At 71.0% G+C, this 20,988-nt stretch carries 19 protein-coding genes; 10 read left to right on the top strand and 9 right to left on the bottom strand.

The genetic code is table 11. The features are described from left to right. Positions 1-9 precede the first annotated feature (9 nt). The 7 genes from MFF21_RS17110 to bchF are packed head-to-tail and all read right to left on the bottom strand — an operon-like array spanning position 10 to position 10,115. The gene (locus MFF21_RS17110; RefSeq protein ID WP_238312498.1) at positions 10-1,431 is read right to left on the bottom strand and encodes a BCD family MFS transporter; all 1,422 of its coding nucleotides are present in this window, start codon (positions 1,429-1,431) and stop codon (positions 10-12) included. Then, positions 1,428-2,171, bottom strand: a complete 744-nt coding sequence (gene bchM, locus MFF21_RS17115) for a magnesium protoporphyrin IX methyltransferase (protein WP_238312499.1) — start codon at positions 2,169-2,171, stop codon at positions 1,428-1,430. Before bchM ends, MFF21_RS17110 begins: the two co-directional genes overlap by 4 nt. Continuing rightward, complete coding sequence (bchL, locus tag MFF21_RS17120; protein WP_238312500.1) at positions 2,171-3,064, bottom strand: ferredoxin:protochlorophyllide reductase (ATP-dependent) iron-sulfur ATP-binding protein; 894 nt, start codon at positions 3,062-3,064, stop codon at positions 2,171-2,173. The genes bchM and bchL overlap by 1 nt, the downstream gene beginning before the upstream one ends. Next, positions 3,061-6,777: a magnesium chelatase subunit H gene (locus tag MFF21_RS17125; RefSeq protein WP_238312501.1), complete on the bottom strand. Its 3,717-nt coding sequence runs from the start codon at positions 6,775-6,777 to the stop codon at positions 3,061-3,063. The genes bchL and MFF21_RS17125 overlap by 4 nt, the downstream gene beginning before the upstream one ends. Continuing rightward, a complete protein-coding gene (gene bchB / locus MFF21_RS17130; protein WP_238312502.1) occupies positions 6,752-8,353 on the bottom strand; it encodes a ferredoxin:protochlorophyllide reductase (ATP-dependent) subunit B in 1,602 nt (533 codons plus the stop codon). The genes MFF21_RS17125 and bchB overlap by 26 nt, the downstream gene beginning before the upstream one ends. Positions 8,354-8,355: 2 nt before the next feature. Continuing rightward, positions 8,356-9,621, bottom strand: a complete 1,266-nt coding sequence (locus tag MFF21_RS17135) for a ferredoxin:protochlorophyllide reductase (ATP-dependent) subunit N (RefSeq protein ID WP_238312503.1) — start codon at positions 9,619-9,621, stop codon at positions 8,356-8,358. Then, positions 9,618-10,115: a 2-vinyl bacteriochlorophyllide hydratase gene (bchF, locus tag MFF21_RS17140; protein WP_238312504.1), complete on the bottom strand. Its 498-nt coding sequence runs from the start codon at positions 10,113-10,115 to the stop codon at positions 9,618-9,620. Before bchF ends, MFF21_RS17135 begins: the two co-directional genes overlap by 4 nt. A gap of 278 nt (positions 10,116-10,393) precedes the next feature. Here bchF and MFF21_RS17145 point away from each other — a divergent pair, with 278 nt between their 5' ends. The 8 genes from MFF21_RS17145 to MFF21_RS17180 all read left to right on the top strand — a co-directional run bounded on the left by MFF21_RS17145 (position 10,394) and on the right by MFF21_RS17180 (position 18,749). Then, entirely contained in the window at positions 10,394-11,275 is an 882-nt protein-coding gene (locus MFF21_RS17145; RefSeq protein ID WP_308445687.1) for a cobalamin B12-binding domain-containing protein, read from the top strand. 43 nt (positions 11,276-11,318) lie between these two features. After that, positions 11,319-12,752, top strand: coding sequence for a transcriptional regulator PpsR (ppsR, locus tag MFF21_RS17150; RefSeq protein ID WP_238312506.1), 1,434 nt, complete (start codon positions 11,319-11,321; stop codon positions 12,750-12,752). Between the two features lie 70 nt (positions 12,753-12,822). Then, complete coding sequence (gene chlG, locus MFF21_RS17155; RefSeq protein WP_238312507.1) at positions 12,823-13,707, top strand: chlorophyll synthase ChlG; 885 nt, start codon at positions 12,823-12,825, stop codon at positions 13,705-13,707. Position 13,708: 1 nt separating this feature from the next. Continuing rightward, positions 13,709-15,052 carry a BCD family MFS transporter gene (locus MFF21_RS17160; protein ID WP_238312508.1) on the top strand — a complete coding sequence of 448 codons (1,344 nt, stop codon included), beginning with the start codon at positions 13,709-13,711 and terminating at the stop codon, positions 15,050-15,052. A 4-nt stretch (positions 15,053-15,056) separates the two neighbouring features. Continuing rightward, complete coding sequence (locus tag MFF21_RS17165; RefSeq protein WP_238312509.1) at positions 15,057-16,265, top strand: geranylgeranyl diphosphate reductase; 1,209 nt, start codon at positions 15,057-15,059, stop codon at positions 16,263-16,265. After that, the gene (locus tag MFF21_RS17170; protein WP_238312510.1) at positions 16,262-16,759 is read left to right on the top strand and encodes a TspO/MBR family protein; all 498 of its coding nucleotides are present in this window, start codon (positions 16,262-16,264) and stop codon (positions 16,757-16,759) included. The genes MFF21_RS17165 and MFF21_RS17170 overlap by 4 nt, the downstream gene beginning before the upstream one ends. A gap of 3 nt (positions 16,760-16,762) precedes the next feature. Beyond that, on the top strand, positions 16,763-17,110 hold the full coding sequence (locus tag MFF21_RS17175) for a hypothetical protein (protein WP_238312511.1): 348 nt from the start codon (positions 16,763-16,765) through the stop codon (positions 17,108-17,110). A gap of 43 nt (positions 17,111-17,153) precedes the next feature. After that, a complete protein-coding gene (locus MFF21_RS17180; RefSeq protein ID WP_238312512.1) occupies positions 17,154-18,749 on the top strand; it encodes a cytochrome c in 1,596 nt (531 codons plus the stop codon). A gap of 75 nt (positions 18,750-18,824) precedes the next feature. Here the strand turns inward: MFF21_RS17180 and MFF21_RS17185 are convergent, their stop codons facing one another. Further along, a complete protein-coding gene (locus MFF21_RS17185; RefSeq protein WP_238312513.1) occupies positions 18,825-19,466 on the bottom strand; it encodes a DedA family protein in 642 nt (213 codons plus the stop codon). Positions 19,467-19,542: 76 nt separating this feature from the next. Continuing rightward, the gene (locus MFF21_RS17190) at positions 19,543-19,752 is read right to left on the bottom strand and encodes a hypothetical protein (protein WP_238312514.1); all 210 of its coding nucleotides are present in this window, start codon (positions 19,750-19,752) and stop codon (positions 19,543-19,545) included. A gap of 460 nt (positions 19,753-20,212) precedes the next feature. Between MFF21_RS17190 and MFF21_RS17195 the strand changes: the two genes are divergently transcribed. After that, complete coding sequence (locus tag MFF21_RS17195) at positions 20,213-20,455, top strand: PilZ domain-containing protein (protein ID WP_238312515.1); 243 nt, start codon at positions 20,213-20,215, stop codon at positions 20,453-20,455. 267 nt (positions 20,456-20,722) lie between these two features. Continuing rightward, a complete protein-coding gene (locus MFF21_RS17200; protein ID WP_373325039.1) occupies positions 20,723-20,974 on the top strand; it encodes a PilZ domain-containing protein in 252 nt (83 codons plus the stop codon). The last annotated feature ends 14 nt before the right edge of the window (positions 20,975-20,988 follow it).

Here is a 20,988-nt window from a genome sequence, read left to right on the forward strand (position 1 = left end):
GCCTCCCGATCAGGTGGGCTGGTTGACGAGGGTGTCTGGACGCGGCGCCCGCGCGCTCCGGCGGCGCACGAGCGGGCCGAGGGCGGCGAGGGTCGCGAAGAGCAATGCGATCTCGAGGTGGTAGACGATGAGATAGCCGGTGGAGGGCAGGTTCATGCCCTCGCCCAGCGCCCCGGAGGTGGCGAGCGCCGAGCCGAGGTCGCGCAGGAGCCCGCTCGACCCGATGGCGAGGCCCGCGGCGCTGGCCTGGGCCGCGCCCCAGGCGCCGAGGGCGAGGCCCGTATCCTCCGGGCCGGCCTTCTCCATGGAGGCGGTGAGCGTGCCGTGGGCGAAGAGGCCGCCGCCGACGCCGATCAGCGTCACGCCCACCGCGAAGAGCCGGGTCGAGGCGAGCGGGGCGGCGAAGACGACCGCCGAGAAGGCGACGATGCCGATGCCGGCCCCGGCCGCGGCGACGCGGTAGGGGTCGCCCCCGCGGCCGAGCCAGCGGGCCGCCGTGACGAGGCCGAGGCCGCCGCCGGCGGCGAGCATGGCGGTCAGCGCCGTGGTCTGCGAGACGGTGAGCCCGAGGATGTGGCCGCCATAGGGTTCGAGCAGGATGTCCTGCATCGAGAAGCCGGCGGTGCCGAGCGCGATCGCGGCGAGGTGCCGGCGCGCCCGGCCGTCCCGGGCATAGGCGCGCCAGGATGGCGCGAAGGCCGGGCGCGGGGCGGCCCGGTCGGTCCGGGCGGCCCCGCGCGGCTCCTGCTTCCACAGGGCGATGCCGTTCAGGACCATGGTGGCCAGCGCGGCGCCCTGGATCACCTGGATCAGGCGGACCTGCGAGAAATTCGCCAGCAGCAGGCCGAAGATCACGGCGCTGCCCATCATGCCGGCGAGCAGCATGGCGCAGAGCAGGGCGACCACCTTCGGGCGGGACTGGGCCGGGGCGAGATCGGTGGCCAGCGCCAGGCCCACCGTCTGCGTGGTGTGCAGCCCGGCGCCGACGAGGAGGAAGGCGAGCGCGGCCGCCGCATCCCCGACCCAGAGCGGCCCGGTGGTGTCGCCGGAGAGCAGCAGCAGGGCGAAGGGCATGATGGCGAGGCCGCCGAATTGCAGCAGCGTGCCGAACCAGATGTAGGGGACCCGCCGCCAGCCGAGCACGGAGCGGTGCGTGTCCGATCGGAAGCCGACCAGGGCCCGGAACGGCGCGACCAGCAGCGGCAGGGAGAGCATCAGCGCCACGATCCAGGCGGGCACGGCGAGCTCGACGATCATCACCCGGTTGAGCGTGCCGATCAGCAGCACCGCGGCCATGCCGACGGTGACCTGGAACAGCGACAGCCGCATCAGCCGCCCGAGCGGCAATTCCTTCGTCGCCGCATCGGCGAAGGGAAGGATGGCCGGGCCGAGGCGCAGCAGGGCGCGGGTGATGGCGAGGCCGGACTTCATGCGCCGCCCCCGAGATCCCCTCTCTCCGCCGGGAGTGAAGGGTCGTCGCGGGTCAGCGCGATGGCATTGGAAAGATAGAACCCGCTATTCACCCGCTGCGTCCGCGCCAGGGCGAAGCCGGTCAGGGCCGGCTCGCGGGCGATCCGCCGGCGCAGGGCGCCCTCGGTCACGGGCACGATGGCGGGCGCCCGGTCGGATTTCGGAAACAGCGTGCCGGCCGCATGCATCAGGGTGAGCAGGGCCGTGCGCGGCGCCACCGTGATCAGCAAGCGGCCGCCGGTGCGCGGCGCCAGCACGGCCAGCGCCCGGACGATGTCGGCGGCGCTGTAATGGATCAGCGAATCCATCGCCACGACATGGTCGAAGCGCCCCAGGGCCGGGTCGAGCATGTCGCCGACGCGGAACGCGATCCGGCCGGCGCCCGGGATCGCCGGCAGGCGCTCGCGGGCGAGCCCGACCAGGGTCGGCGAGACGTCGACCGCCACCACCTCGGCCCCCCGCCGGGCGGCCTCGACGGCGAGCGCCCCGGTGCCGCAGCCGGCGTCGAGCAGGCGCTGCCCGGAGAGATCCGCGGGCAGCCAGTCGAGCAGCGTCGCCCGCATGCGGTCGCGGCCGGCCCGCACCGTGGCGCGGATCTTCGAGACCGGGGCGTCCGAGGTCAGCCGCGACCAGGCCTCGACCGCGGTGCGGTCGAAATAGGTCTCCAGCTGGGAGCGGCGGGTGGCGTAGCTGGTGCTCATCAGTCGAACCCGAGGAATTCGAACAGGTCGCGGTCCTTCATCGGCGCGGCCTCGCAGGGATCGGCGCCGGCCCAGAGCGTCTCGGCGAGCCGCATGTACTCGTCGGTCACGGCGGTCAGCTCCGGCGACGGGTCCATCTCGAACAGCGTCGATTTCTTGAGGCGCGAGCGGCGCACCACGTCGAGATCGGGGAAATGGGCGAGCCGGCGCAGGCCCACCGCCGCGTTGAAGCGGTCGATCTCGTCGGTCTTGGCCGAGCGGTTGGCGATGACGCCGCCCAACCGCACGCCGTAGTTCTTCGCCTTGGAATGGATCGCGGCGACGATCCGGTTCATGGCGAAGATCGAGTCGAAATCGTTGGCGGTGACGATCAGCGCCCGGTCGGCATGCTGCAGCGGCGAGGCGAAGCCGCCGCAGACCACGTCGCCCAGGACGTCGAACACCACCACGTCGGTGTCTTCGAGCAGGTGATGCTCCTTGAGGAGCTTCACGGTCTGGCCGACGACGTAGCCGCCGCAGCCGGTGCCGGCAGGGGGGCCGCCGGCCTCGACGCATTTCACGCCGTTGAAGCCCTCGACCACGAAATCCTCGGGCCGCAGCTCTTCCGAGTGGAAGTTCACGGATTCGAGGGCGTCGATCACCGTCGGCGCGAGGCGCTTGGTCAGGGTGAAGGTCGAATCGTGCTTCGGGTCGCAGCCGATCTGGAGGACGCGCTTGCCGAGCTTCGAGAAGGCGACGGAGAGGTTCGAGGAGGTGGTCGACTTGCCGATCCCGCCCTTGCCGTAGACCGCGAAGACCTTGGCCGTCTCGATGCGGTCGTTCGGGTCGAGGGCGACCTGCAGGCTGCCCTCCTCCTTGCGCGCGACCACGGGGTTCCGGATGGCGATGTTCATGCCGCGACTCCTGCGGTGATGGCGGGGATCACGCCCTCGAGGCGGTCCTCCAGTTCCTCTTCGGCGCGGTCGAGGGCGTCGCGCGTCGCCGCGTCGGGGCTCCAGAAGCCGCGCCGATGCGCCTCGATCAGGCGGCTCGCCACCCGGGCGGAGGCGGTGGGGTTGAGGCTCGCCATGCGGTCGCGCATCGCGGGATCGAGTACGAAGGTCTCGGTGATGCGCTCGTAGACCCAGGGCTGCACGGCATTGGTCGTGGCCGACCAGCCCACCGTGTTGGTGAGATGCGCCTCGATCTGGCGCACGCCCTCGTAGCCGTGGCCGAGCAGGCTCTCGTACCATTTCGGGTTGAGCATGCGGGTGCGCGTCTCCAGCGCCACCTGCTCCGAGAGGGAGCGGACCTTGCCCTCTCCCCGGGTCTGGTCGCTGACATAGATCGGCACGCTGGTGCCCCGGGCGCGGGCCACCGCCCGGCCCATGCCGCCGAGCCCGTCGAAGTAATGGTCGACGGAGGTCACCCCGACCTCGACGGAATCGAGGTTCTGGTAGGCGAGGTCGACCTGGGCGAGCACGGCCTTCATCAGCGCCTTCTGCGGCGCCGGGCGGCCGGAGCGGCCATAGGCGAAGCTCTTGCGCTTGGCGAAGGTCTCGCAGAGCTCGTCCTCGTCGTCCCAGCGGCCGGATTCGACCAAGTGGTTGACGTTGGCGCCGTAGGCCCCCTCCGCGTTGGAGAAGACGCGGAGCGCTGCCGTCTCCATGTCGCAGCCCTGCGCCGCCTGGATGGCGAGGGCGTGCTTGCGCACGAAGTTCTCGGCGACGGGCTCGTCGGCGGTCGCGGCGAGGTAGCTCGCCTCGGCGAGCAGCTTGGTCTGCAGCGGCAGCAGATCGCGGAAGATGCCCGAGAGGGTGACGACGGCGTCGATCCGGGGGCGCTGGAGCGTGTCGAGGGGGATCAGCTCCGCCCCGGCGAGCCGGCCATAGCCGTCGAAGCGGGGCCGGGCGCCGATCAGGGCCAGGGCCTGGGCGATGGGGCCGCCCTCGCTCTTCAGGTTGTCCGTGCCCCAGAGGACGAGGCCCACGCTCTCCGGCAGGCTGCCCTTGTCGGCGCGGTGGCGCTCCAGCAGGCGGGCGACCTGCCGCGCCCCGTCCGCCACGGCGAAGGCCGAGGGCAGGCGGTAGGGATCGAAGCCGTGCAGGTTGCGCCCGGTGGGCAGCACGGCCGGGTTGCGCAGGAGGTCGCCGCCGGCCACGGGGGGCACGAAGCGCCCGTCCAAAGCCCGCAGCAGGGCCGGCACCTCGTGGTCCTGCGCCAGCAGGCGGTCGGTCTCGGCGAGCTGCGCGAAGGCGGCGCGATGGGTCTCGTCCCGCGGCAGGCCGGCGGCGTCGAGGGCCACGTCGAGGGCGGCGCCGGCGACCAGCCGGGCGATGCCGGGGCGCGCGGGCTTGAGCCCGTGCGAGGCCTCGGCCAGGGCGAGCAGGAGGTCGATCCGCTCCTCGGTCGGCGTGCCCTCCCCGACCACGTGCAGGCCGTGGGGGATCAGGGTCTCCTCGAGCTCGGTCAGGGCGGTGGCGAGCGCCGCGACCCGGGCCGCCAGATCGCCCTCCCAGGCGGGCTCGGCCGGCATTAGGTCGACGGCGGCGCCCTGGCTCTGGATCATCGCGGCGAGCGCCGCCCGCTCGGCCTCCGCCTCGGGTTCGAGGGCACGCCAGCGCTCGATCGAGGCCTTGAGGTCGACGAGGCCGCGATAGAGGCCGGCGGCGGCGAGACTCGGGGTGAGGTAGCTGACCAGCGTCGCGGCGGAGCGGCGCTTGGCGAGCGTGCCCTCGGAGGGGTTGTTGGCGGCGTAGAGATAGAGGTTCGGCAGGTCGCCGATCAGCCGCTCGGGCCAGCAGCCGTCCGACAGGCCGGTCTGCTTGCCGGGCATGAATTCGAGGGCGCCGTGGGTGCCGAAATGCAGCACCGCATCGGCGCCGAAATCGTCCCTCAGCCAGCGGTAGAAGGCGCAGAAGGCGTGAGTCGGGGCGAAGCCGCGCTCGAAGAGCAGCCGCATCGGGTCGCCTTCGTAGCCGAAGGCCGGCTGCACCCCGACGAAGACGTTCCCGAACTGCGCGCCGAGCACCAGGATCTCGGCCCCGTTGCTCTGGTGGCGGCCGGGCGCCGGCCCCCATTGCGCCTCGATCTCGGCGAGATGCGTCTCCCGGTGGACATGCGCCTCGGCGGCGACGCGGGCGTGGACATTGGCCGGGCTGCCGTAGCGGGCGGCATTGCCTTCGAGGATGCCGGCGCGCAGGGCGTCGACGCTCTCCGGCAGCGCGACCGTATAGCCCTCGGCGGCGAGGCCCTTCAGGGTGTTGAGGAGCGAGGCATAGACCGAGAGGAAGGCGGCCGAGCCGGTCGCGCCGGCATTGGGCGGGAAGTTGAACAGGACGATGGCGAGGTGCCGGTCCCGTTTGGCCTTGCGCCGCAGGGCCACCAGCCGCGCCACGCGGGCCGCGAGGCGGTCGGCCCGCTCGGGATGCACGCGCATGTCGCGGGCATTGTCCGGCCCGGAGGCCGAGGAGCGGCCGCCGAACACCATCGGCGCGGTGGCGCCGTCGAGCTCGGGGATCGCGACCATCATGGTCGCCTCGACCGGGGAGAGGCCGCGCTCGCCCGCCTCCCATTGCTCGATGGTCTGGAATTCGAGCGCCTGGGCCGCGAGATAGGGCACGTCGAGCCGGGCCAGCAGGGCCTCCGCGGCGGCGGCGTCGTTGTAGGCGGGGCCGCCGACCAGGGAGAAGCCGGTGAGCGACACGAGGGCGTCGATGGCGGCGCGGCCCTCGTGCAGGAAGAAGGCCTCCACCGCCGGGCGGTTGTCGAGGCCGCTGGCGAAGGCCGGCACCACGGAGAGGCCGCGGGACTCCAAAGCCGCGATCACCCCGTCGTAATGGGCGGTGTTCCCCGCGAGCACGTAGGAGCGCATCAGCAGGAGGCCGACCCGGCCGCGCTCCCCCGCCACCCGCGGCAGCCGCGACGGATCCTGGCCGATGCGGCCAGGCAGGCGCGGGTGGTAGAGGCCGGTCTCCGGATAATCGAGCGGGGCGGCGGCCGGGGCGAGGTCGCGCCAGGGGCTGCGCGGGCCGGCGGCGTAGCGCTGCACCAGGAAGCGGACCAGCGCGGCCACGTTCTCGTCGGAGCCGGCGAGCCAGTATTGCAGGGTGAGGAAATAGGCCCGCACGTCCTGGGCCGAGCCGGGGATGAAGCGCAGGATCTTCGGGAGCTTGCGCACCAGGGCCATCTGGCGGGCCGCGTTGCCCTCCGCGCCGGGCTTGCCGCGCAGCTTCTTCAGGAAGTCGAGGGCGCTGCGCTTGGCGCCGCTCATGTCGAAGCGGTTGAGCTTCGTGATCTTCACGATCTCGCCCGCCGCCAGGCAGCCGACCATCGCGTCGCAGGCCTCCCGCCGGGCCTGGAGCGCGGGCAGGATCGCCCGCACGTGCTCGTCGAGGAACAGCATGGCGCAGAGCACGATGTCGGCCCGCGCGATATCCGCCTCGCAGGCCCGGAGCGTGTCCGGATCGGTCTCCCACTCCGCGGCGGCGTGGAAGCTCAAGGCGAGCCCGGGCATCTCGGCGCCGAGGCGCAGGCGCGCCCGCTCCACCGCGCTCGCCAGATGATTGTCGAGCGTGACGATGACGACGCGGATCTCTGGCCTATCGGCCGTAATGCGCCTTGGCATCGTAAAGGGTCTCGAGAGTGATGCGCGCGAGGTTGCGCTCGCGGGCGAAGCGCTCGGTGTTGGCGCGGGCTTTTCCGCGCACGAAGAACGGGATTTTCTTGAGTTCCTTCTCGGCCTCGGGCGCCCAGGGCGCGGTCCCATCGAGGACGATGGGCGCGGCCTGGGAGGCGGCCGTGTCCGGTGCAGGCGCCGGCTTGTGCGAGGAGCCGGCCGGCGCCTGTCCCACGGCGTCTCCGGCCGCTCTCGGCGCCGCGCCGAGATGCGACGGCCCGACGCCATCATGGAATTCGTGGTCCTCCCGGAACATGCCGAGGAGGTGTTCCTCCAGCCCCATCATCAGGGGATGGACCAGGGTGTCGAACAGGACGTTGGCGCCCTCGAAGCCCATCTGCGGGGCGTGGCGGGCCGGGAAATCCTGCACATGGACCGGCGCCGAGATCACCGCGCAGGGCAGCCCCATGCGCTTGGCGACGTGGCGCTCCATCTGCGTGCCGAGCACCAGCTCGGGTTGGGCCGCCTGGATCGCCGCCTCGACGTCGAGATAATCGTCGGTGATCGTGGCCTCGAGGCCGTGGGCGGCGGCCTCGGCCCGGACCTCGCGGGCGAATTCCCGGGTATAGGTGCCGAGCCCGACCAAGGCGAAGCCGAGCTCCTTCGTCGCGACCCGGGCGATGGCGAGCGCGTGACTCGCATCCCCGAACACGAAGACGCGCTTGCCGGTGAGATAGTTGGAATCGACCGAGCGCGCGTACCAGGGCAGCCGCGAGGGCGCGCCGGCGAGCACCGGCGCGGGATCTACCCCGGCGAGCGCCGCCACCGCCTCGACGAAGCGGGTCGTGGCGCCGACCCCGATCGGCACGATCTCGGTGAAGGGCTGGCGGAAGGTCTTTTCGAGGTATTGCGCGGCGCTGCGCGCGATCTCGGGATAGAGCACGACGTTGAAATCGGCCGCGCCGAGGCGCCCGAGATCGGCGGGCGTGGCGCCGAGGGGGGCGACCACGTTCACGTCGATGCCGAGGGCGTCGAGGATCTTGCGGATCTCGATCAGGTCGTCGCGGTGGCGGAAGCCCAGAGCCGTGGGGCCGAGGAGGTTGCAGGAGGCGCGCCGCCCCTCCCGCGGGGCGCGTTCCACCGCCGGACCGGCCAAAGCGCGCACCAGGCGGTAGAAGGTCTCCGAGGCGCCCCAGTTCTCCTTCTTCTGGTAGGCGGGCAGTTCCAGCGGGATCACCGGGATCGGCAGGGCGAGGGCCTTGGCGAGGCCGCCGGGATCATCCTGGATCAGCTCCGCCGTGCAGGAGGCGCCCACGATCATCGCCTGGGGGGCGAAGCGGGCGTAGGCCTCCGCGACCGCGTCCTTGAACAGGGCGGCGGTGTCGCGGCCGAGATCCTGGGCCTGGAAGGTGGTGTAGGTGACGGGCGGGCGGGCCTCCCGCCGCTCGATCATCGTGAAGAGCAGGTCGGCATAGGTGTCGCCCTGGGGGGCGTGCAGCACGTAATGCAGGCCCCGCATCGCGGTGGCGATCCGCATCGCGCCGATATGGGGCGGCCCCTCATAGGTCCAGACGGTGAGCTGCATCGCTACACCTCCAGCCTGGCGCGCCGGTCCAGGGGCCGGGCGAACAGGGCGGCGAGGTCGCCCGCCTGCTCGTAGCCCTGGATCGGCGTGAACAGCAGCTCGATCGACCACTTGGTCGCCAGCCCCTCCGCCTCCAGCGGATTGGCGAGGCCGAGGCCGCAGACGGTCAGGTCCGGCCGCGCCTGCCGGCAGCGGTCGAGCTGGTCGTCGAGGCTCTGGCCCTCCACCACCGTGGCGCCCCGGGGCAGCAGCGCGAGCTCGGCGGCGAGGTGGCCGCGATGCAGGTAGGGCGTGCCGATCTCGATCGGCTCGGCCCCCAGCTCCCGGGCGAGGAAGCGGGCGAGCGGGATTTCCAGCTGGGAATCGGGGAAGAAGAAGACGCGGCGGCCTTCGAGCCGCTCCCGATGAGCCGCGAGCGCCTTGCGAGCCCGCGCCCGGCCCGGCGCCGTGGCCGCCTCGAAGCGGGCCGGATCGACGCCGAAGGCCTCGGCCGCCGCTTGCAGCCAGCCGGTGGTGCCCTCCGCGCCGAGGGGGAACGGTGCCGGGATGCGGCGGGCGCCGCGCTCCTCCAGGGCCCGGGCGGTCTCGGTGAGGAAGGGCTGGGCCAGGAGGAAGCGGGTGCCGCGCCCGACCGGGGGCATCGCCCCGGCCCGGCGCGCCGGCAGGAACCGGGCGGCGAGGCCGAGTTCGGCGAAGATCCGGCTGAACTGATCCTCGACGACGTCGGCCAGCGCGCCGACGATCAGGAGATCGGCGGCGTCGCTCTCCCCCATCTCCGGCACGAGGGCGGCGAGGCAGGCATCCTCTCCTTGCGTGAAGGTCGTCTCGATGCCCGAGCCCGAATAGTTCAGCACGCGCACCGCCGGGGCGAGGCGCTGCGACAGGCGGAGCGCCGCCCGCGAAAGGTCGAGCTTGATCACCTCGGAGGGGCAGGAGCCGACGAGGAACAGCAGGCGGATATCGGGGCGCCGCTCGATCAGGCGGGTGACGACCCGGTCGAGCTCCTCGTTCATGTCGGCGAGGCCGGCGAGGTCCCGCTCGTCGATGATGGCGGTGGCGAAGCGCGGCTCGGCGAAGATCATCACGCCGGCGGCCGACTGGATCAGATGCGCACAGGTGCGCGAGCCGACGACGAGGAAGAAGGCGTCCTGGATCTTGCGGTGGAGCCAGACGATGCCGGTCAGTCCGCAAAACACCGCGCGCTGTCCGCGCTCCTGGTGGATCGCGACGTCGCAGCCACCGTTCTGGACAGGTGCGTGGGCGTTCATCGCGCGCCCTCCCCCACGAGAGCGGGCGCTTCCAGCCGGGCGGCGCGCAGCTTCAGCAGGAACTGCGCGGCATTGACGACATAGGCCGCGTAGGCCGAGAGCGCGAGGAGGAGCAGCTGTATCCCCGGCAAAGCGCCGGTCAGCAACGCGGCGAGATAGGCGCTGTGCAGGGCCAGCACCAGCATGCTCACCGCGTCCTCCCAGAAGAAGGCCGGGGCGAACAGGTAGCGCCCGAAGACGTCCTTCTCCCAGATCGAGCCCGTCACCATGATCGCGTAGAGCACGAGGGTCTTGGCGACGACGGAGGCATTGGCCGCCGCTAGGCCCTCCCCGGTGAACAGCGTGCGCAGGATCAGGGCGAGGCTGATCAGGAAGACAAGGAATTGCAGCGGCGCCAGGATCCCCTGGACCAGGGTCCAGCGGGACGCGTCGCGGCGGCGGCGTTCCTCGCTCGTGTAGAGCGGTCTTGCCGGCAGGGTCGTGTGGACGCCCATGCGCTCGCCTCGGTCGCTTCCGGCTCCGTCTGTCGCGGAACCTTGCTCCCGAAAGAGCCTAACCGCGCCTCATCGAGTGTCAATGGCGCTTGACGTAAAACCAGTGTGACAGTGGTGTCGGGTATTATACAATTTCGACGATTGCCAAGCCGTCAGATGAGCGTATCGTGGGCCCAACCGGATATAACAAACTATAAGAAACGGGGCTGCGCGTACGGGTCGTCCAAAAACAACCCTGGGAGGCGCCAATGGGAGACTGGAGGCATTCCGGCGAACGAATGGAGCTCGCTGCGGCGCTTCAGGAGTTCGGCCGGCCCGAATCCCCTTGCGCCCTGCCTTGCACGCCCGAGATCCTGCTGGCGCTCGATCCGCTCCGCGCTTTCGCGGAGGTGCCGGGGCCCTTCCCCGACGACCTCGCCCGTCTCGTCGAATCGGAGATCCTGCCGCGGCTGATGCTCGCCCATCGCGAGTCCGCCCCGATCGAGCGGCTGCGCGGCCGGCAGCGGCCGAGCCCGGATCAGATCGCCCGGTTCTGCACCCTGCTCCTCGCGCCCTCGGGCCAGGACGTGGCGCCCCATGTGCTCGGGCTGCTCGACGAGGGCGTCTCGGTCGAGGGCCTTCTCCTCGACCTCCTCACTCCGGCCGCCCGGCATCTCGGGACGCTGTGGGAGGAGGACGAGTGCGATTTCGTGCAGGTGACTCTGGGGCTCAACCGGCTCCAGACCGTCGCCCGCGATCTCTGCAGCCTGATGGAGCGCGACGGCCTGCCCGAGCATGGCCGGCGGGTACTCCTCGCCGGCTGTCCCCAGGAAACGCATCTCTTCGGCCTTGCCCTGGTCGCCAGCTTCTTCCGGGATGCGGGCTGGGCCGTGAGCCGGGCGGAGTCGCCCCAGGCGGTCGAGATCGCGCGGGACGAGTGGTTCGACGTGATCGGGCTCACCCTGTCCTGCGAGGTCTTCCTCCCGACCATGGCGGAGACGATCGCCGTGCTGCGCAAGGTTTCGCGCAATCCCGGCGTTCGGATCCTTGTCGGCGGCTCATTGTTCCTCCGTCAACCGGAGCAGGTCGCACGCGTCGGCGCCGATGCGACGGCCGCCGACGGTCGACTTGCCCCGAAAGTTGCAGAGAGCTTGCTTGAAATGCGGACGCGGGCCTGCTGAAAGGTCCCGTTCGACACTTCACGACGTGGTGAACGTGACCCCCTTGGCCCGATCCGCCCCGCATCAGCCCTCCGTGGCATTGCAGCTCGCTTCCGGCGTCCTCGATGGAGAGGCGGCTGGCCTCCTGATCGCGGCCACGACGGACCTGTCCCTCGTCGTCGATGCGGAGGGGGTGATTCGGGAGACGGTGATCGGCTCCTCCGAGCTCGGCGACGAGCGAATCGAATCCTGGCTCGGCCAGCGCTTCGTCGACACGGTGACGGTGGAGAGCCGGCCGAAGATCGACGCCCTGCTGCGGGATGCCGGGTCCGGGGCGGTGACCCGGTGGCGCCAGGTCAACCATCCCTCCCCCACCGGCATCGACCTGCCCGTGCGCTACGCGACGATGCGGCCGAAGAAGGACGGCCCCATCGTGGTGATCGGCCGGGAGCTGCGCGGGGTCGCCGCCCTGCAGCGGCGCTTGGCCGACGCGCAGCAGGCGCTGGAGCGCGACTACGACCGCCTGCGCGCGGCCGAGACCCGCTACAAGCTGCTCTTCCAGCTTTCCGGCGAGCCGGTGCTGGTGGTCGATGCGGGCACGCGGCGCGTGACCGAGGCCAACCCCGCCGCCCTGCGCCTTCTCGGCAAGGCGGCCAAGCGCGTGGTCGGGCAGGACGTGGTCGAGCTGTTCGAGGCCGGCAGCACCCGCGAGGTGCAGGCCCTGTTCACCGGCCTGCGGGTGACGGGGCAGGATAGCGATCTCCTGGCCCGCCTCGGCCAGGGCCGGGGCGAGACCCGTATCTCCGCCTCCCTGTTCCGCGGGGAGAAGGCGACGAGCGTGCTGGTGCGGCTCTCCGCACCGCAGGGGGCGGCGGAGACGGAGAACATCGGGGGCCAGGCCTTCGAGGTGATCCGCCGCATGCCCGAGGGCTTCGTCGTCACCGATCCGGCGCGGCGGATCCTCTCGGCCAACCCCGCCTTCGTGGAGCTGGTGCAGCTCGCCACCGAGGAGCAGGTGCGTGGGCAGCCCCTGGAGCGCTGGCTCGGCCGCGAGGGCATGGAGAGCCAGGCCCTGTTCGAGACCCTGCGCGAGCACGGCTCCGTGCGCCGCTTCTCCACGGTGACCCGGGGCACCTTCGGCTCGGTGGAGGATGTGGAGATCGCCGCGGTCTCCGTGCCGGGGGGCGAGCGGGCCTGCCTCGGCTTCGCGATCCGGCCGATCCCGCGCCGGACCGTGCCCGCCGTCCATGCCGGTGCCCGCGAGGTGCCGCATTCCGTCGAGCAGATGACCGAGCTCGTCGGCCGCGTCTCGATGAAGACCCTGGTCCGCGAGACCACGGATCTCATCGAGAAGTTGTGCATCGAGGCGGCCCTTCGCATCACCCGCGACAACCGCGCCTCCGCGGCCGAGATGCTGGGGCTCAGCCGCCAGGGCCTCTACGCCAAGATGCGCCGCTACGGCATCGGCGATCTCGACGGCAGCGAGATCGAGGCCTGACCGTCGGTTTTGACACCGAAGTCTGTAAATCAAACTTGACACACTGGGGTGTCAAAAATAGCTTCGGGGCATGCAAACGCCCGCTCCGAGCGCCGTGGTCGAGCTTCTGAAGCCGATCACGTGGTTTGCGCCGATGTGGGCCTTCGCCTGCGGCGTGGTCTCGTCGGGCCATCCCGCGAGCGGGCAATGGCCGGTGATCCTGGCGGGCGTGTTGCTGGCGGGCCCCCTCGTCTGCGCCACGAGCCAGGCGGCCAATGACTGGTTCGACCGGGAGGTCGACGCCATCAACGAGCCGCAGCGGCCGATCCCCTCCGGCCGCATTCCCGGGCGCTGGGGCCTCTATCTCGCCGCCGGCTGGACCCTGCTCTCGCTCCTCGTCGCCGCCGCCCTCGGCCCCTGGATCCTCGGGGCGGCGATCTTCGGCCTGGCGCTGGCCTGGATCTATTCGGCGCCCCCCTTCCGGCTGAAGCGCAACGGCTGGTGGGGCAATTCGGCGGTGGCGATCTGCTACGAGGGCCTGCCCTGGTTCACCGGCGCGGCGGTGATGGCGGCCTCGCTGCCCGATCCGCGGGTGCTTGTCGTCGCCCTGCTCTACTCGATCGGCGCCCACGGCATCATGACGCTCAACGACTTCAAGTCGCTCGAGGGCGACCGGGCCATGGGCCTGCGCTCGCTGCCCGTCCAGCTCGGCGCGGCCCGGGCGGCGCGCTTCGCCTGCCTCGTCATGGCCCTGCCGCAGATCGCGGTGATCGCCTGCCTCGCCGCCTGGGAGCGGCCCTGGCATGCGGGCCTCGTCGCCCTGCTGCTCGGCGGCCAGCTCGCCCTGATGGCGCGCTTCCTGAAAGATCCCCGCGCGCGGGCCGCCTGGTATAACGGAACCGGCACGACGCTCTACGTTCTCGGCATGCTGGCTGCGGCGTTCGCCCTGCGGCCGCTCGTGCAGGGAGCGCTCTAGAATGCCGTCCTTCTCCTGGTGGCAGATCGTCCGGCTCGGCCTGGTTCAGACGGCGCTCGGCGCCGTGGTCGTGCTGATGACCTCCACCATCAACCGCGTCATGGTGGTGGAACTCGCCCTGCCGGCGATCGTGCCGGGAGCGCTGATCGCCCTGCATTACGCGGTGCAGGTGCTGCGCCCGCGCTGGGGCTACGGCTCCGATATCGGCGGCCGGCGCACGCCCTGGATCCTCGGCGGCATGGCCGCGCTCTGCCTCGGCGGTTTCGGCGCGGCGGTCGCGACGGCGCTCGCCGCCACCAACACGGTCGCCGGGCTCGCGCTCGCCGCCCTCTCCTTCCTCACCGTCGGCATGGGGGTCGGCGCGGCCGGCACCTCGCTCCTCGTCCTGCTCGCGGGCGGCGTCGCGGCCGAGCGGCGGGGGGCGGCGGCGACCATCGTCTGGGTGATGATGATCGCGGGCTTCGCCGTGACGGCGCCGCTCGCCGGTCACTTCCTCGATCCGTTCTCGCTGACCCGCCTCGTCGCGGTCTCCGGGACCGTCTCGGCGCTGGCCTTCGGGCTGGCCGCGCTCGCGGTGACGGGCATCGAGCCCCGGAACCAGGCGGCCGCCGCCGCGAAGGCCGAGCCGAAGCGCCCCTTCTTCACGGTGCTGCGGCAGGTGCTCGCCGAGCCCGCCGCCCGGCGCTTCACGCTCTTCATCTTCGTGTCGATGCTCGCCTATTCGGCGCAGGAGCTGATCCTCGAACCCTATGCCGGCCTCGTCTTCGCGATGACGCCGGGGGCGACCACCAAGCTCGCCGGCCTCCAGCATGGCGGGGTGCTCGCCGGCATGCTGCTGGTCGCGGGCATCACCGTCTTCATCGGCGGCCCGGTGCTCGGCTCCTTGAAGCTCTGGACGGCGCTCGGCTGCGCCGGCTCGGCGCTCGCCCTCTTCGCCATTGCCGCGGGCGGTCCGGTGGGGCCGGATTTCCCCCTGCGGTCTTGCGTCTTCGCCCTCGGCCTCGCCAACGGCGTCTATGCCGTCGCGGCCATCGGCTCGATGATGGGGCTGGCCAGGCGCGGGGGCGAGCGGGAGCGCGGCACCCGCATGGGCGTCTGGGGAGCGGCGCAGGGCGTCGCTTTCGGGGCGGGCGGCTTCCTCGGCACGCTCTGCGTCGACCTGATGCGCCTCGTCGTCGAGGCACCGGTCCAGGCCTATGCGACGGTGTTCGCGGCCGAGGGCGGCCTGTTCCTGGTCGCGACCCTGATCGCCCTGCGCGTCGAACATGCGCCGCCGCGGCTGCGGGCCAATCCGCTCGCCCGCACGGCCGCTTTCCAGCTCGATCCCGGTTTCGAAGCGAGGTAGCGCCATGGCCCACCCGCCCTCTTCCGATCGCCTTGAACGCTTCGACGTGGTGGTGGTCGGCGGCGGGCCGGCGGGCGCGACGGCGGCGACCGACCTCGCCGGAGCCGGCTTCTCCGTCCTGCTCCTCGACAAGCCGGGCCGGATCAAACCCTGCGGCGGCGCGATCCCGCCGCGGCTGATCCGCGACTTCGCTATCCCCGACTCGCTCCTCGTCGCCCGCATCCGCTCGGCCCGCATGGTCTCGCCGAAGGACAAGCGGGTGGACATGCCGATCGGCGACGGCTTCGTCGGCATGGTCGACCGGGAGACCTTCGACCCCTGGCTGCGCGCGCGGGCGCGGCAGGCGGGGGCGGATCTGCGGGAGGCGGTGTTCGAGGAGGTCTCCCGCGAGGGCGGCGAGACCCTCGTGCGCTTCCGCTGCGGCCGGGGGGAGACGGAGCGCGAGAGCCTGGTCCGGACCCGGCTCGTCATCGGCGCGGACGGCGCGACCTCGCCCGTCGGCCGCGCGGAGATTCCGGGCCACGCCGCCATGCGGCAGGTCTTCGCCTATCACGAGATCGTCCGCCGGCCGGAGACGGGCGCCGATGTCGAGGGCACGCGCTGCGACGTCTATTACCAGGGCGCGCTCTCGCCGGATTTCTACGCCTGGATCTTTCCGCATGGGGACACGATCAGCGTCGGCACGGGCAGCGCCCGCAAGGGCTTCTCGCTGCGCTCCTCGATCCGTTCGCTCCGCCGGTCGAGCGGCCTCGAAGCGGCGCAGACCCTGCGCCGGGAAGGCGCGCCGATCCCCCTGAAGCCGCTGAAGCGCTGGGACAATGGCCGCGACGTGCTGCTGGCCGGCGACGCCGCGGGGGTGGTCGCGCCCGCCTCCGGCGAGGGCATCTACTACGCCATGCTCGGCGGCCGGCTCTCGGCCGAGGCCGCCGGCGCCTTCCTGCGCACGGGCGATGCCCGCGCCCTCGGCGAGGCCCGGCGCCGCTTCATGAAGCTGCACGGGCGCGTGTTCTGGATCCTCGGGATGATGCAGTGGGTCTGGTACCGCAACGACGCCCTGCGGGAGCGCTTCGTCGCGATCTGCCGCGACCGCGACGTGCAGCAGCTCACCTGGGACGCCTACATGAACAAGGAGCTGGTGCGCGCGAAGCCCGCCGCCCATGCGCGTATCTTCTTCAAGGACCTCGCCCACCTGTTCCGATGGGCCTCGACGTGACGGGGCTCACGCAGGGCGGCCTCGGCCCGCCGGTGGTGGCGGCCCTCGCCGCTCTCGTCGTGGCCGTCGCGGGCGGCCTCGCGACGGTGACCGACGCCTGGTACCGGAGCCTGCGCGTGCCCGACTGGAAGCCGCCGGACTGGGCCTTCGGGCCGATCTGGACCGTGATCCTCGCGCTGACCGCCGGCGCCGCGGTGATCGCCTGGAACGCCGATGACAGCTTCGCCGCCCGGGTCGTGCTGGTCTGGGCCTATGCCATCAACGGTGTGCTCAATATCGCCTGGAGCGTGCTGTTCTTCCGCCTGCGCCGGCCGGACTGGGCGCTGACCGAGGTCGCTTTCCTCTGGCTCTCCATCGCCGTGCTGGTGCTCGTGACCGGCCGCGCCGCGCCTGCGGCAGGAGCGATGAACCTGCCCTATCTCCTCTGGGTCGGCATCGCCGCCTGCCTGAACCTCCGGATCGTCCGGCTCAACCCGTCCCTCCGGGGAGCCTGAGCCATGGAGGGCCTGTTCGCCTCCGGCCGCATCGTCGACCTGATTCTCGTTCTCGTGGTCGCCGAGACGCTCGGCCTCGTCTGGCTGCGCCGGGTCCTCGGCCGGGGGCCCTCCCTGCCCGCCCTGCTGCCGAGCCTGCTCGCCGGGGTAGGGCTGATGCTCGCCCTGCGCGCCGCCCTGCTCGGATCGGCCTGGACGAGCATCGCGCCCTGGCTCGCCCTCTCGCTGCTGGCCCATCTCGCCGACCTGGCCCTGCGCTTCGCGCGGGAGACGGTTCGCCGCAGGCAGCAATACTGCTCACCTGGAACATCGGTTGAAAACACCGCGTTCCCGCCCGGGCGCTCAATTTAGAATTACTGTTCTTCTCGATCCGATCCGAACCCGGAGAAGGCCCATGGACCGCAGAAAAGCCCTCGGCCTCGCGTCGGGATTGGCGAGTCTTCTTGCCGTCGCGCAATCCGCCTCGGCGCAGGACGCGGACAAGGATCTGATCGAACGCGGCAAGTACCTCGCGACGGTGGGCGACTGCACCGCCTGCCACACCAAGCCCGGCGGCCAACCCTTTGCCGGCAATTACGGGCTCAACACCCCGATCGGCCTGATCAAGACGCCGAACCTCACGCCGGACGACGAGACCGGCCTCGGCAAGTGGACCTACGAGACCTTCGAGAAGGCCTTCCGCCACGGCATCGGCGACGAGGGCGAGTATCTCTACCCCGCCTTCCCCTTCGGCTGGTACACGAAGGTCTCGGACGAGGACACGCGGGCGATCTTCGCCTACCTGAAGTCGCTGCCCCCGGTGAAGGAGAAGCGGGAGGCGAGCGACATCCCGTTCCCGTTCAACGTGCGCACGGCCCTGATCACCTGGCGCACCGCCTTCTTCTCCGCGGAGCGCTTCAAGCCCGACCCGAACGCCAGCGCCGAGGTGAACCGCGGCGGCTATCTCGTGGAGGGTCTCGGCCATTGCGGCATGTGCCACAACGAGCGCAAGCTCGTCGGCAACACGAGCATCGCCGGCCGGCTCGGCGGCGGCGTGATCGACGGCTGGTACGCCCCCAACATCACGCCGGACGGGCACCAGGGCATCGGCGCCTGGAGCGACGCGGAGGTGGTGGCCTACCTCAAGACCGGTACCGCGCCGGGCAACCGCCCCGGCGTCGCCGCCGGACCGATGCGCCAGACCATCGAGGAATCCCTGTCGAAGCTGAGCGATGCCGACCTGAAGGCGATGGTCGCCTATCTGCGCACGGTGCCCGCCAAGCAGACCTACAAGGAGAAGGACCTGCAGGCCTTCAACGGCCCCGGCGCCCCGGGCGCGGAGACCTATCTGACCTATTGCTCCTCCTGCCACCGCCCGGACGGCAAGGGCGTCGAGGGTGCGATCCCCGCGCTGGCCGGCAACACCTCGGTGCAGTCGGCCGGACCGGAGACGGTGCTGCGGGTCGTCCTCGGCGGCCTGTCGGCGCAGAGCGGCTACGCGCCGATGCCGGCGATCGGCCAGGAGATGAGCGACCAGCAGATCAAGGACGTGACCGACTACATCCGCAATTCCTGGGGCAACAAGGCGCCCCCGGTCTCGGAGACCGGCATCGTCGCGGATCTGCGCGGGCGCACGCAGACCATGATGGCGGGCAACGCCGCCTGCTCGACGGTGGAGAACGAGAAGCTCAAGGCGGCGCTCGGCGAGGCCGGACTGCCCGACGCCCTCAAGGATCTGAAGCCGAACGACTTCGTGCCGACCCTGTCCGCCCTCGTGCCGAAGCTGAAATCCGCCGGCACCGGCGCGGCCGACGACGCCCTGGTCAACGGCCTGACGAGCGCCTTCTGCACGGCCAATCGCGATGCGGGCGACACCGCCCCGCTCGGCTGGTCGGCGACGATCGGCTCCTTCGCCAACATCGCCTACAGCCAGGTCAAGCACCCCGAGAAGCAGGCGAGCGCCGAGCCCGGCAAGCCCCCGGCCTCCGGCGACAGCCCGTCCAAGCCCTGAACGCCGGGGCGCAAACGAAAAGGCCGCCCCGAGAGGCGGCCTTTTCCGGTTCCGATCGAGATCTTTCAGCCGAGCTCAGCTCAGCGGGCCGGGGATGGCCGCCTCGGCCTTGAGGAGCAGGCGCTCCTCGTGGCGGCGCATGAACAGCCAGAGGGCGAGGCCGCCGAAGACCACGAAGGCGAGCAGGGCGAGACCGACCGGGCCGACGATGTGCTCGATGGAGCGCCCGCAGAAATAGGCGCCGAAGCCCATGATGGAGGCCCAGGCCACGCCGCCGAGGCCGTTGAACAGCATGAAGCGGCGGGCATCGAGCTTGTTCACCCCGGCGAGCACCGCCGCATAGGCGCGCAGCATCGCGGTGAAGCGGCCGAAAAACACGATCTTCCCGCCATGCTCCCGGAACAGGTACTGCCCGAGCTTCAGACGGCCATGGTCGAGGGCGATGAGGTGGCCGTGGCGCAGGAGCAGCGGCATTCCCCAGCGCCGCCCGACCCAGTAGCCGAGATTGTCGCCGAGGATGGCCGCGGCAGCGGCCGCGCTCACCACGAGCACAATGTTCAGATTGCCCGTGCTGCCGGCATAGACGGCGGAGGTGAGCAGGATCGTCTCCCCCGGCAGCGGCACGCCAGCGCTCTCCAGGGCGATGATCCCGAAGATGGCGAAATAGCCGTAATGCGCGATCAGGTCCGCGACCGGCAGGTCGTGCAGGAACGACATCGTGGAGGATCCCCCGCTCGTTTCGACGGCGGGAACCTGCCGTCAGGAACGTGGCCAGAACGGGGCGCGAAGGCGGTCAGCCCGTGGCGCCCTTCGCCACCCTTCCGGAAGGCCCCGCATCCGGGGCCGCGCGTTCGCCCGCCCCGTCCCGCGGCGCTCCGTGTCGGTGCGGCCGGTCGAGGGCGTCGACCGGGAAGAGCTTGGCCAGACCGTCCGCGATCCCGAACAGGACGGGATTGGAGCGGGGACCGGCCATGGGCGGGAGAAGGGAATGCGCGTGCAGCATCGTCGTTCGCCGGCTCGTTCCGGCGCGTTTCAGGAATGAGCGGGGACAAGTCCGTCGACGCCGATCGGTTGCATGCATTTTTCGAAAGCCTTCTCTCCCAATGCGGCAATCCCTGAACCATCTCCGCCGCACATCCTTGAGGCCGAGCCGTGACGAGAAGGCCGTCTTGCTGGGCTCGCCCTGCGCCACTGGCGCAACTCGAAGTTGAGTTCTCGGAAGCGATTTATTTCTGCGCGAGTTGGCGCGGGAAGAAGCCATCGGATGCTTCACAGTCGCGCTCTTTAACCTCTTTCAATGCTTCCGCGCGACGGACGGCCCGTGAAAAGCTCTTTCACGCCTCCGTGATTGTTCTGCGACGAGCGAATTGTCAAATTCTGCCTGTATCCGAATGCTTTAAGCTTTGATCAACATTTGAGAATCAAAAATCGAAGCCTGTTCGGAGGCGATCTGTAGATCCACCATGAGTGATCGGAGAAAGGAGCCGCGCATCTGGGCGGACAATCACGCCCTGATCGTCGCGCCCACCTGCCTGGGAATCCCCTGCCGCGTCAACGACCGTTCGGAAGGCGGCGCGATGCTGCTCGTCGGCAACCAGTTCGGCATCCCGGACCGCTTCCGCCTGCAGATCGAGTCGACCGGCGAGAGCCTGCCGGCGCGGGTGGCCTGGCGGGGCGCGCGGGCGCTCGGGGTCGCCTTCGAGTGAGGCCGGCGCCATCCGGGAATGGTGGACGTCGCCTCATCGAGCCCTCGCCGAAATCCCGATCCGGTCGCCGGGCCGATCGCGCGACGTCGGGACGCTGCGCTTCCCGCCGGACGGACGCGGCGGCACTTTGCAAGGAAGGCGCGAAGCGTTCCAGGCCGCTCAATCGGAAAGGGTGTCCGATCGCTACAATTCGAACGACCCGACCGTCGAAGCCTTAAGACGCCCATGCTCACACTGGACGGCGAACGAGAAGGCGAGACACCCGGTATGGATGAGCGGCGCGCGGCCCCCCGTCATCGTGTGACGGAGAACGGTCTGATCGCGATCGACGAGCATACGTCGATACCCTGTATGCTCTACGACATCTCCGAGGGTGGCGTGCGTCTGACCCTGCCGGATACCGGGCCCGTGCCCGACACCTTCGTCCTGGTCTCGCCCTGCCTCGGCGAGGTGCGCGTCTGCGCCGTCGCCTGGCGGACGGACGAGACGATCGGCGCGCAGTTCAAGACCGCCGCCTGAGGCGGTCCCTGCGG

The sequence above is a fragment of the Methylobacterium organophilum genome, assembly GCF_022179465.1.
GTDB classification, from domain to species: Bacteria; Pseudomonadota; Alphaproteobacteria; order Rhizobiales; family Beijerinckiaceae; genus Methylobacterium; species Methylobacterium organophilum.

Excerpts from the sequence above, each read along its gene's own strand:
- MFF21_RS17110 (WP_238312498.1), bottom strand. The coding sequence starts at position 1,431 with ATGAAGTCCGGCCTCGCCATCACCCGCGCCCTGCTGCGCCTCGGCCCG.
- bchM (WP_238312499.1), bottom strand. The coding sequence starts at position 2,171 with ATGAGCACCAGCTACGCCACCCGCCGCTCCCAGCTGGAGACCTATTTC.
- bchL (WP_238312500.1), bottom strand. The coding sequence starts at position 3,064 with ATGAACATCGCCATCCGGAACCCCGTGGTCGCGCGCAAGGAGGAGGGC.
- MFF21_RS17125 (WP_238312501.1), bottom strand. The coding sequence starts at position 6,777 with ATGCCAAGGCGCATTACGGCCGATAGGCCAGAGATCCGCGTCGTCATC.
- bchB (WP_238312502.1), bottom strand. The coding sequence starts at position 8,353 with ATGCAGCTCACCGTCTGGACCTATGAGGGGCCGCCCCATATCGGCGCG.
- MFF21_RS17135 (WP_238312503.1), bottom strand. The coding sequence starts at position 9,621 with ATGAACGCCCACGCACCTGTCCAGAACGGTGGCTGCGACGTCGCGATC.
- bchF (WP_238312504.1), bottom strand. The coding sequence starts at position 10,115 with ATGGGCGTCCACACGACCCTGCCGGCAAGACCGCTCTACACGAGCGAG.
- MFF21_RS17145 (WP_308445687.1), top strand. The coding sequence starts at position 10,394 with ATGGAGCTCGCTGCGGCGCTTCAGGAGTTCGGCCGGCCCGAATCCCCT.
- chlG (WP_238312507.1), top strand. The coding sequence starts at position 12,823 with ATGCAAACGCCCGCTCCGAGCGCCGTGGTCGAGCTTCTGAAGCCGATC.
- MFF21_RS17160 (WP_238312508.1), top strand. The coding sequence starts at position 13,709 with ATGCCGTCCTTCTCCTGGTGGCAGATCGTCCGGCTCGGCCTGGTTCAG.
- MFF21_RS17165 (WP_238312509.1), top strand. The coding sequence starts at position 15,057 with ATGGCCCACCCGCCCTCTTCCGATCGCCTTGAACGCTTCGACGTGGTG.
- MFF21_RS17175 (WP_238312511.1), top strand. The coding sequence starts at position 16,763 with ATGGAGGGCCTGTTCGCCTCCGGCCGCATCGTCGACCTGATTCTCGTT.
- MFF21_RS17180 (WP_238312512.1), top strand. The coding sequence starts at position 17,154 with ATGGACCGCAGAAAAGCCCTCGGCCTCGCGTCGGGATTGGCGAGTCTT.
- MFF21_RS17185 (WP_238312513.1), bottom strand. The coding sequence starts at position 19,466 with ATGTCGTTCCTGCACGACCTGCCGGTCGCGGACCTGATCGCGCATTAC.
- MFF21_RS17190 (WP_238312514.1), bottom strand. The coding sequence starts at position 19,752 with ATGCTGCACGCGCATTCCCTTCTCCCGCCCATGGCCGGTCCCCGCTCC.
- MFF21_RS17195 (WP_238312515.1), top strand. The coding sequence starts at position 20,213 with ATGAGTGATCGGAGAAAGGAGCCGCGCATCTGGGCGGACAATCACGCC.
- MFF21_RS17200 (WP_373325039.1), top strand. The coding sequence starts at position 20,723 with ATGGATGAGCGGCGCGCGGCCCCCCGTCATCGTGTGACGGAGAACGGT.